Annotated in this window: 10 protein-coding genes; all 10 read left to right on the forward strand. The window is 57.7% G+C overall.

The window, feature by feature from the left end:
- The first annotated feature begins 15 nt into the window (after positions 1-15).
- A complete protein-coding gene (locus CEC48_RS26565; protein ID WP_088426427.1) occupies positions 16-978 on the forward strand; it encodes a hypothetical protein in 963 nt (320 codons plus the stop codon).
- A 35-nt stretch (positions 979-1013) separates the two neighbouring features.
- Complete coding sequence (locus tag CEC48_RS26570; RefSeq protein WP_256579783.1) at positions 1014-1469, forward strand: UDP-N-acetylglucosamine transferase subunit ALG14; 456 nt, start codon at positions 1014-1016, stop codon at positions 1467-1469.
- Entirely contained in the window at positions 1470-1946 is a 477-nt protein-coding gene (locus CEC48_RS26575; RefSeq protein ID WP_088426429.1) for a glycosyltransferase, read from the forward strand.
- A 54-nt stretch (positions 1947-2000) separates the two neighbouring features.
- Positions 2001-3428 (forward strand): mannose-1-phosphate guanylyltransferase/mannose-6-phosphate isomerase, encoded by a 1428-nt coding sequence (locus CEC48_RS26580; protein ID WP_088426430.1) that lies wholly within the window; start codon positions 2001-2003, stop codon positions 3426-3428.
- 12 nt (positions 3429-3440) lie between these two features.
- On the forward strand, positions 3441-4784 hold the full coding sequence (locus tag CEC48_RS26585) for a UDP-glucose/GDP-mannose dehydrogenase family protein (protein WP_088426431.1): 1344 nt from the start codon (positions 3441-3443) through the stop codon (positions 4782-4784).
- A 179-nt stretch (positions 4785-4963) separates the two neighbouring features.
- The gene (locus CEC48_RS26590; protein WP_088426432.1) at positions 4964-5248 is read left to right on the forward strand and encodes a hypothetical protein; all 285 of its coding nucleotides are present in this window, start codon (positions 4964-4966) and stop codon (positions 5246-5248) included.
- 86 nt (positions 5249-5334) lie between these two features.
- Entirely contained in the window at positions 5335-6447 is a 1113-nt protein-coding gene (locus CEC48_RS26595; protein ID WP_141099717.1) for a polysaccharide export protein, read from the forward strand.
- A 14-nt stretch (positions 6448-6461) separates the two neighbouring features.
- Positions 6462-7121, forward strand: coding sequence for a YjbF family lipoprotein (locus CEC48_RS26600; protein WP_088426434.1), 660 nt, complete (start codon positions 6462-6464; stop codon positions 7119-7121).
- Positions 7118-7885: a capsule biosynthesis GfcC family protein gene (locus CEC48_RS26605; RefSeq protein ID WP_088426435.1), complete on the forward strand. Its 768-nt coding sequence runs from the start codon at positions 7118-7120 to the stop codon at positions 7883-7885. The genes CEC48_RS26600 and CEC48_RS26605 overlap by 4 nt, the downstream gene beginning before the upstream one ends.
- Positions 7882-9972 carry a YjbH domain-containing protein gene (locus CEC48_RS26610; protein ID WP_088426436.1) on the forward strand — a complete coding sequence of 697 codons (2091 nt, stop codon included), beginning with the start codon at positions 7882-7884 and terminating at the stop codon, positions 9970-9972. The genes CEC48_RS26605 and CEC48_RS26610 overlap by 4 nt, the downstream gene beginning before the upstream one ends.
- Positions 9973-10102 lie beyond the last annotated feature (130 nt).

Raw genomic sequence — 10102 nt, forward strand, 5'->3', positions numbered from 1 at the left:
GACGTGAAATCATTAATGATCGCATGGATTGGCTATCAACGACGTGCCGATACCATGAAGCAGTACTGGGCGTATGACATTCTGCACTTGCCTAACCAGTTCAAGAAGAAGTCTGCACGGCCACTGGACTATTTGATCAAGTCTTTTAAAACCATCAAGACGCTGTTGGCCGGTTCGCCTGAAGTGCTTTGGGTGCAGCTGCCGCCGAGCCCGGTGTTGCACATCGCATTGGCCTACAAGTTTATGTTTAACCGGCGTCTGAAGATTATCGCTGACGCGCACAACAGCTTGTTGCGCACGCAGTGGATAGGCTTCCCGGGAACCGTGTCCCTGCTGAACAAGATTGATGCGGTGGTGGTGCATAACTTTAAAGTCAAAGAAGAGTTGGCGGGCCTGGGTGTCAAGGAAGCCAACCTCTTTATTCTGGAAGATCTGCCGTGTGACTTTCAGGCAGCCCCGGCCATTGAGCGCGAGAAACCCTATGTGCTGTTTCCTTGCTCCTTTGATATCGATGAACCGATAGAGATCGTGATCAATGCCGCCCGGGAAATGCCGGGTGTCGACTTTCTGATCACCGGAAAGCACCAGGGCAAGCTTTCCGAGGCGCTGGTAGCGTCACTTCCTGAGAACATCAAGCTGACCGGCTTCCTCAGCAAAGCGACGTTCGAGCAACTGCTGTGCAACGCAAATGTCGTCCTCGGCCTGACCACGCGTGACAACGTCCAGTTGAGTGTGGCCAACGAAGCGGTCAGCGCCGGCAGGCCGATGGCGCTCTCGAACACCACGGTACTGCGCTCGTTGTTTTCCGAGGCGGCGGTGTTTGTTGACACGTTAGACCCGTTGTCGATCAAGGCCGGTGTTTCACAGCTCATCGGTAATCAGGACATTTATAAAGAAAAGTCAGCCTTGCTGAAAGCCAAGCGGATAACACGCTGGAAAGGGCAGGCGCAATTGTTAAGAACTGCCGCCGCTATTTAATGATGTCTATTAAACCTGACAGGAAGGGAACCGTCATGAGTCAATCAAGTGATGTGTTATTGATTTGTTCTGGAGGTGGGCACTGGGTGCAAATGAGCAAGCTGCTGCCGGCCTTCGACGGTCAAAAAGTTACCATTGCCACCGTCGATATCAGTATTGGCTCGCAGTACCCATTGCATGCCTTTGCGCAAGTTCCGGACTTTAATCGCAGTGAGCCGTTGAAGATAATCAAGGGCTTTTGCCAGATCTTTGCGATTGTCTACCGCAGCAAAGCCAGATACGTGATCTCCACGGGCGCAGCTCCGGGTTTGCTGGGGTTGGTCGCGGGGAAACTCATGGGCAAAAAGACCCTGTGGATCGACAGCATCGCCAACCCCAAGCAACTCTCTTTGTCCGGCCGTATCGCTGTTTATTTTGTAGATGAGTTGCTGACCCAGTGGCCCACGCTTTCGCAAAACAGCCGGGCCCAATATAAAGGGAGGATTGTATAAATGATATTCTGCAGCGTTGGCACTCAAGCACCGTTTGAAAGAATGCTCGGTTATTTAAATGAATGGAGTCGTGCAAATCCTCAGGTCCCGATTGTTGCCCAAGTCGGTAATAACGAAAATGACCTGGGCCGCATTACGGCGTACAAGACCATTGCCGAGCCGCTTTTTTCGAAAAACTTCAATGCCTCTAAGGTGATCGTTTCCCATGCCGGCATGGGTAATATCATTCGCTCGCTTGAACTGGGTAAACCCATTGTTATCGTGCCTCGGGACAGTCGGCGCGGTGAACATATCAATAATCACCAGTTCGACACCGCCGAGAATTTTTCAGACCTTCCGTCTGTCTTTATCGCCCATGATAAAGATGGCTTTTTCTCGGCCATTGATTCGGCGCTCAACTACAGCAGCGCAGAAAGCCCATTGGATTTTACTGAAAGAGATCGTTTGATCAGTTATGTAAGATCATTCGCCTCTTAAGTTCTGACTGTTTGTCAATACGCTCTTATTGCCTTTAATCATCGAGTAATCGCTATGATCCCAGTTATATTGTCTGGCGGCTCAGGCACGCGCCTGTGGCCGCTCTCAAGAGCGCTTAAGCCAAAGCAGTTTATAGCCCTGCACGGTGACTTGAGTTTGTTTCAAGCCACATTGGAACGAATCAAGAATCTTTGGATAGAGGGCGAGAACGTTAGCGCTCCGATCATTGTGTGCAACGAAGAACACCGTTTCATCGTGGCCGAGCAAAGCCGGTCGCTGGACTTGATACCGCAGAAAATCCTCCTGGAACCCGCTGCGCGAAATACCGCGCCGGCGATTGCGGCCGCGACGCTGTCGGCGCTGGAAGACGGCGATGATCCGATCCTGCTGGTGTTGGCGGCAGACCATGTCATCAGTGATGTCAGCGCTTTTAACGCGGCCTTGACGTTGGCCAAGGCGCAAGTCAACAAGGGCAAAATCGTCACCTTCGGCGTTGTGCCCACCAAGCCGGAGACCGGCTACGGCTATATCCGCACTCAACTGGCTGCGGTCGACGGCGCCGCGCATGTCGAGGCGTTTGTAGAAAAACCTGACCTTCAGACAGCACAAAGCTACCTGGCCCAAGGTAACTACTTCTGGAACAGCGGCATGTTCATGTTCCGCGCCTCGGTGATGAGGGCCGAGCTGGAGCGCTTGAGCCCCGAGACCATGGTTGCCGCGGAACTTTCCCTCTCCAACGCGGCGCATGACCAGGACTTCACCCGGCTCAGCCAGGTGGATTTTGTGAACGCGCCCAACGTGTCGATTGATTACGCGGTGATGGAAAAAACCGATATCGCCTCGGTGGTCATCCTCAACTCTGCGTGGAGCGACTTGGGGGCCTGGGACTCGGTGTGGGAAGCGGGCGCCAAGGATGCCAACCAGAACTGCACCCAGGGCGACGTGCTGCTGCAAGACGTCACCAACAGTTATGTGCACGCCAGCCACCGCCTGGTCACCGTTGCGGGTATCAGTGATGTGGTGGTCGTCGAGACCGCCGATGCGATATTGGTGACCACCAAGGAGCACGCCCAGGACGTCAAGAAAATCGTCACCGAGCTCACCAAAAACCACCGGATCGAGAGCGCCAGCCACCGCGAAGTCTATCGACCGTGGGGCAAGTATGACTCGGTGGACCAGGGCTACCGCTACCAGGTGAAGCGCATCACGGTTAAGCCTGGGCACAAGCTTTCCGTGCAGCTTCACCACCATCGGGCCGAGCACTGGATCGTGGTGTCCGGCACCGCGAATGTGCAAATCGCCGACAAGCAGGTGCTGCTGACCGAGAACCAGTCCACCTACATCCCGATTGGCGTTGTGCACTCCCTCGAAAACCCGGGACGAATCCCGCTGGAACTGATTGAAGTGCAGTCCGGTTCCTACCTCGGCGAAGACGACATCATCCGCTTTGAAGACCGCTATGGCCGCCTCGAGCTTGTTTAAAGGAGTATTGAAATGAATGTAACTGTATTTGGAATCGGCTATGTGGGTCTGGTGCAGGCGGCTGTACTGGCTGACGCGGGGCATGAGGTGTGTTGCGTTGATATCGACGCGATCAAAGTCGAGAACCTCAAGAGCGGGATTATTCCGATCTACGAGCCTGGGTTAAGTGCGCTGGTACAGAAGAACCATGATGCCGGACGCTTGCATTTCACTACCGACGCCGCGCAAGGCGTGCGTCATGGTGAGGTTCAATTCATCGCCGTGGGCACGCCGCCGGATGACGATGGCAGCGCCGACATCAAGTATGTGCTCGCTGTTGCAGCGACCATCGCACTCAACATGACCGAGCCGAAGATCATCGTGAACAAGTCCACGGTACCGGTGGGTACGGCGGATAAAGTCCGGGCGAAGGTGTCCGAGGTGTTGAAGTCGCGTTCGCTTGAGGTGGAGTTTCACGTCATCTCGAACCCCGAGTTCCTGAAGGAAGGTTCGGCGGTCGCGGACTGTACGCGTCCCGACCGCATCATCATCGGCAGTGACAGCAGCTACGCCGTGGACCGCATGCGGGAACTGTATGAGCCCTTCAACCGCAACCACGAAAAAATCATCACGATGGACATCCGCAGTGCCGAGCTGACCAAGTACGCGGCCAACTGCCTGCTGGCCACCAAGATCTCCTTCATGAACGAAATGGCCAACTTCGCCGAACGACTGGGCGCCGACATTGAAGCCGTGCGTAAAGGCATTGGCTCCGACCCGCGGATCGGCTACGACTTTATCTACCCCGGCTGTGGCTATGGCGGCTCGTGCTTCCCGAAAGATGTACAGGCGCTGGAGCGTACCGCGTCGTCGATCGGCTATCAGGCAACACTGTTATCTGCCGTTGAGGAAGTGAACAAGCGCCAGAAGCAGCACCTGTTCGGGCACATTCATCATCACTTCGGCGGGCAGTTGGAGGGCAAGACCTTTGCGATCTGGGGCCTGGCCTTCAAACCCAATACCGATGATATGCGCGAAGCCTCCAGCCGCGTCTTGATCGAACAATTGCGCAGCGTGGGGGCCCGGGTTCAAGCCTTCGACCCGGAAGCGATGGCCGAAACCCAGCGCATTTACGGCATGAACCAAGACTTGCTACTCATGGGTACCAAGGAAGCGGCGCTTCAAGGTGCCGATGCGTTGGTGATTGTGACGGAATGGCGCGAGTTCAAAGCCCCGGACCTGGACTTTATAAAAGAAAAACTGAGTACGCCGGTTATCTTTGACGGCCGGAATATATTTGATCCGCAACGCATGAAAGCCAATGGCTTCGACTATTACGGTATTGGTCGCGGGTTGTCAGTACGCCCCGTCATCTAATACTGACGATTATTAACATTGGTGGTTTGCAGTATCTACAAGTGAGATGATTCCTGGGAGGCTAAGTGCGTGATCCAACAGGATCTTTGTGCGGTTTTCATGGCCTCTTTATCTCCGTTCCATCACTACTCCCTTATTGCAAAGTTTTATAAGGGGTAAATATCGAGAAGGAGTCTGATATGAGGAAATTATTGTTGGCCGGCGTGCTGGCTTTCACAAGTACTGCAGCGTTGGCGGCTGAAGCCGTCAGTGGAGCAGTGGGCGAGGCGGCCAGCACAGGCAGCGAATCACTGTCGTTGAGCACCCCGCTCGTGGGCGGTGTGACGCTCGGTGAAACGGTCGGGGTCGGCACAGCTGTGGTCGGCGCTGCGGCGGCCGCTTCCAACTCGGGCGGAAGTTCCAATGGCGGTACTTCCGGCACTGGCGGCACCACCGGTACAGGTGGTACCACCGGTACCAACTAATCCCTCGTAACGTATGTTGTTTTAGGTCACTCAGAACTCTCTGGGTGATCTTTTTTAGACTCGCCCTCGACTAGCGTAGTGCCATTATGATTCGTAGGTTACCTGTTCTTTTGCTGGCAAGTATCAGCTTGCACGGCTGTATGTTTTCGCCTGGTCAACACATGGACACCAGTCAAATGTCCAGTGAAGGATCTCCCGAAAGTACCCGGGTGGAGCTGATTCCCATCACGCCTAAATTGATCGCCATGGATGCCGCCACGCGTGTACGCGAATCGGTGCCGGCGCAGTTATTGTCCTATGTTCCGGGTGGCTATCGCGTAGGCGCCAATGACCTGTTGTTTATCACGGTCTGGGATCACCCCGAGTTGACGGCGCCGTCCGGGCCGCAACAGCAGATCGATGCCAACGGCCGTTTGGTTCGCCCGGATGGCACGCTGTTTTACCCGTATATCGGCAACGTACCGGTGGCCGGTAAAACCATCGAAGAGTTGCGTGCCTATATCTCCGGGCGCTTGTCGCAATTTATTGAAAGCCCTCAGGTCGACGTCAGCGTTCTGCGGTTTGCCAGCCAGACCGTGGTGGTGACCGGTGCGGTGATCAAGGCCGGCCAGCAGCCGATCACCACCACGCCATTGAGCGCAGTGGAGGCCATTGGCGCCGCCGGTGTAGACCCGACGAATGCCGACCTGTCGGGCCTGACGCTGACCCGCGACGGCCGTGAGTACAAGCTGGACCTGGACAGCCTCAATCGCCAGGGCTCGCAACTGCAGGGCATCTACCTGAAGGGCGGCGACCGGTTGTACTTGCCCTATAACGACCAAAAGCGCGTCTATCTCATGGGCGAAGTCAACCAGCCCCGGGCACTGAGCTTCAAGGGCAAATCGATCAACCTGACCGATGCCTTGGGCACGGCAGGGGGCTTGAACCAGACCACCTCCAATGGCAATGCGGTGTACGTGATTCGCGGCGTGGACAACCTGGAAGCCGAGCCGGCCAAGGTGTTCCAGCTCGATGCCCAGTCACCTTCGGCGCTGGTGCTCGCCACTCGCTTTGACTTGCAGCCCCAAGACATCGTGTACGTCGGGCCGGCCGGCGTGACGCGCTGGAACCGTCTGATCAGCCAGCTGCTGCCTACCGCCACCGCCATTGGGCTCGGTGCCCGATCGGCCAATGACCTCAGTGAAGTCAACAGCAGATAAGGCGCTATCCCGTCGTGAAAATTTTGCCTACCAGTGCCTGTCTGTCGTTGGCGCTCTTGTTGTGCGGGTGTAACCCGTTGATGAGGGCGTCCTGGTACACCCTCGAAACGTCCGTCACGGGCCCTGCCTCCATCGACGTGACCCGCGCCCAGGTCGATGCAGTGCCGTATCCGCAGATCCTGGTCACCACCGCTGTCAGCGAGGGGGTGATGGCCATGCCCCGGCGCCGCGGCGACCTGGAGTTCTGGGTCGCTTCCGGCAAGCAAGTGGTGATGATGCGCGACGGCCTGGTGGTACGCACCGTCGGGTTGGGCTTTTCCCTGGATGGCACCCGCTTCAGTGGCGAGTCGCCGTTCAAGCTCGGCCTTCAGCATCTGCCTGACGGCTATGCCAGTACTCGCTGGATCGACCTCTATGACGGCAACCGAATCGGTATCGCGGTCAACAGCCGTTTCAGCCCCCACGGTATCGAGACCCTTCGCATTCTGGACAAGGATTACGCCTTGCTGCGCATCGACGAGCAGGTGGATGTTCCCACCTTGAATTTCAGCGCTACCAACCATTATTGGGTCGACCCGCAGGATGGTTTCATCCTGCGCAGCGAGCAGCATTTGACGCCCCGGTTGTCCTTGAAAATCGTGCAGTTGCGCCCCGACCGGAGGGCTGCCCGGTGAAGTGTTCGAAGCTTCTATGGCTTGGCCTGCTGTTGATCGGGCCTGTCGCAGGCCAGGCGGCCGTAACGGTCAGTGGCGATGTGCGCAGCCCTGGCGCCTTGGAGGTTAAACCGGGTGCGCGTTTGCTGGACGTTATTCGCGACGCTCAACCCAATGCCGAAAGCTACTGGTTGGGCGCGGCGTGGCTGCACCAGTCGTTGGTGGAAAAGCAGGCACGTTTGAAAGCGGGCGTTTTGTTCGACCTGAAGCTGCTGCAGCGGGGTGCCTTACTGGATGACAAGCGCACACGCGCGGACTTGAGTGCGCGCCTGTATCAGCAGGTCGAGCAATTGCCTGTTACCGGCCGACAAGTCGCGGTGCTGGACCCGATTGCCGTGGAGGCGGGCTTCGCGCGCAACGCGTTGCTTGATGATGGCGACCGTCTTGTTTACCCCGCAAGACCGTCCACGGTGGAAGTCCTCGGGGCGGTCGCGCAGCCTTGTGATGTGCCCTACCGAGCCCTGCGGGAAGTCCGGGATTATGTTCGCGACTGCACCACCCTCGGTGATGCCGAGCGCGACGACCTGTGGCTGATCCAGCCCGACGGCCAGGTGCGGCGCGTAGGCGTAGCGGCATGGAATCGGGAGGAGGGCGTTGTGGCCGCTCCTGGCAGCAGGATCCTGGTGCCGATCCGCAGCGATGACCTTGAGACGCCGACCCCTGATCTCAACCAACAACTGGCCGAGTTTTTCGCCACCCAACCGTTGGCTGAGGTGAACCCTTGAATTTACGTTTTGCTGCTGTATTGCTCTTGCCCTGCGGACTGGTTCACGGTGAACCCCGTTACACCCAAAATGATTTTGGTGGCGTGGGCCTGTTACAGACCCCCACTGCACGCATGGCTCCGGCGGGAGAGTTGAGCGCCAACGCCAACCGCACCGATCCCTACTCGCGCTACAGCTTTTCCTTGCAGCCGTTTGACTGGCTGGAAGGTTCGTTTCGTTACACCGCCATCAGCAACCGCAAGTACGGTACCGAGGCATTGAGCGGAAGCCAGAGCTTCAAAGACAAGGCCATCGATTTCAAGGCGCGGCTCTGGGAAGAAAGCCACTGGGCGCCGCAAGTGGCGTTCGGCGCCCGTGACATCGGCGGTACAGGGTTGTTTTCCAGCGAATACTTTGTTGCCAACAAACGCTATGCCAACCTGGATTTCAGCCTCGGCATCGCCTGGGGCTACCTGGGTAATCGCGGCGACTTCAGTAACCCGCTGTCGGTGTTGGGCAGCAAGTTCAACGACCGACCGACGAGCACGGCGGTCGTCGCGCGGGCAGGGGATGTGAACTCCAATGCGTACTTCAGGGGACGTCCTTCGTTGTTTGGCGGGATTGCCTATCAAACGCCCTGGGAACCCCTGAGCCTGAAACTCGAATACGAGGGCAACGACTACAAGCACGAGCCCCTGGACAACCCGATCAAGCAAGACTCGCCGGTCAATATCGGTGTGGTCTACAAGCTGGCCGACAGCGTCGACCTGAGTGCGGCCTGGGAGCGCGGCAATACCGCGATGTTCGGCATTACCCTGCACACCAACTTTGTCAGCCGCAAGGCACCGGTCAAGACTTATGATCCTCCCGCCGAACCGTTGCCGGCGCGCATGCCCACCACCCCTGCCGACCAGGTCAACTGGGCCAATGTCGCCGACAGGCTGCAGCAGAATGCCGGCTACAAGGTGGAACGCATTGCCCAGCGTGGTTCGGAGCTGATGGTGTATGGCGAGCAGCAACGCTACTTCTACTCAGCCAAGGCCGTGGGGCGCGCCAGCCGAATTCTCGACAACAGCGCCAATCAAGATATTGATTGGTTCACCCTGGTGAACAAGCGTTACGACATGCCCGTCGAAGAAACCAGCGTGCCCCGCGAGACCTTCCGCGCGGTGGTGAACAACGACCAGCCGCTTAAAGATCTGCACCGTACCACCGAGGTCAATCCGGCGGTTGCCCACCGGGAAACCACGCTCTACACCAGCAAGCTCCAGCCCTTCAGCTACGGCCTGGGCCTGGGTTACAAACAGAACATCGGCGGCCCGGACGGGTTGCTCTATCAGTTCACGGCTGACGCCGACGCGGAGTACCGTTTTACCCGCAACACCTGGTGGAGCGGCTTGCTCAGTGCCAACCTGCTGAACAACTACGACAAGTTCACCTACGACGCGCCGAGCGGGCTGCCGCGGGTGCGCACCGATCTGCGCCAATACATGACGACGTCCGATGTGACGATGCCGACATTCCAGTTCAACCACGCGCAACGGCTGGATCGAGACCTGTATGGCATGGTCTACGGCGGTTACCTGGAGTCGATGTACGCAGGGGTTGGCGGTGAGGTGCTGTTTCGGCCCACGAACAAACACTGGTCGGTGGGTGCGGACCTGAACTTCGTGCGCCAGCGTGATTTCAACCAGGGCTTCGGCCTGCGCGACTACCAAACCATCACCGGGCATGTCACCAGCTATACAGAGCTGCCTTATGACACCCTGGCGGCGGTCAGTGTGGGGCGTTATCTGGCACGGGACTGGGGCACCACGGTCGACATCTCGCGGCAGTTCAAGAACGGCGTGAAATTTGGTGGCTGGGTCACGCTGACCACCGCCTCGAAGCAAGAATACGGCGAGGGCAGCTTCGACAAGGGCATCTATATTTCCGTCCCGTTCGATGAGTTGATGAGCACCTCCACGATGCGTCGAGCCAACGTCGTATGGGCGCCACTGACCCGTGATGGCGGCGCGCGCCTGAACCGCGCCTACTCGCTGCAAACCATGACCGACGGGCGTGACAGCGAGCTGTTCTACAACAACATCGAGAAGATCACTGAGTGATCGAACGGCGTTTGCCGACAAGCTTGCTCACTGCCCGGTGCTGAATGCGCCGGGCAGTGAGCGGGCCCTGGATTCCCGGCCATCGCACTACAGCGCCAGGCGCAATGCCGGCGAGTAACCCCCCCCCCCC

Origin of the sequence: Pseudomonas sp. K2I15 (assembly GCF_002204795.1) — a bacterium.
In the GTDB taxonomy this organism is placed as follows: domain Bacteria; phylum Pseudomonadota; class Gammaproteobacteria; order Pseudomonadales; family Pseudomonadaceae; genus Aquipseudomonas.

Excerpts from the sequence above, each read along its gene's own strand:
- CEC48_RS26580 (WP_088426430.1), top strand. The coding sequence starts at position 2,001 with ATGATCCCAGTTATATTGTCTGGCGGCTCAGGCACGCGCCTGTGGCCG.
- CEC48_RS26565 (WP_088426427.1), top strand. The coding sequence starts at position 16 with ATGATCGCATGGATTGGCTATCAACGACGTGCCGATACCATGAAGCAG.
- CEC48_RS26575 (WP_088426429.1), top strand. The coding sequence starts at position 1,470 with ATGATATTCTGCAGCGTTGGCACTCAAGCACCGTTTGAAAGAATGCTC.
- CEC48_RS26585 (WP_088426431.1), top strand. The coding sequence starts at position 3,441 with ATGAATGTAACTGTATTTGGAATCGGCTATGTGGGTCTGGTGCAGGCG.
- CEC48_RS26590 (WP_088426432.1), top strand. The coding sequence starts at position 4,964 with ATGAGGAAATTATTGTTGGCCGGCGTGCTGGCTTTCACAAGTACTGCA.
- CEC48_RS26570 (WP_256579783.1), top strand. The coding sequence starts at position 1,014 with ATGAGTCAATCAAGTGATGTGTTATTGATTTGTTCTGGAGGTGGGCAC.
- CEC48_RS26595 (WP_141099717.1), top strand. The coding sequence starts at position 5,335 with ATGATTCGTAGGTTACCTGTTCTTTTGCTGGCAAGTATCAGCTTGCAC.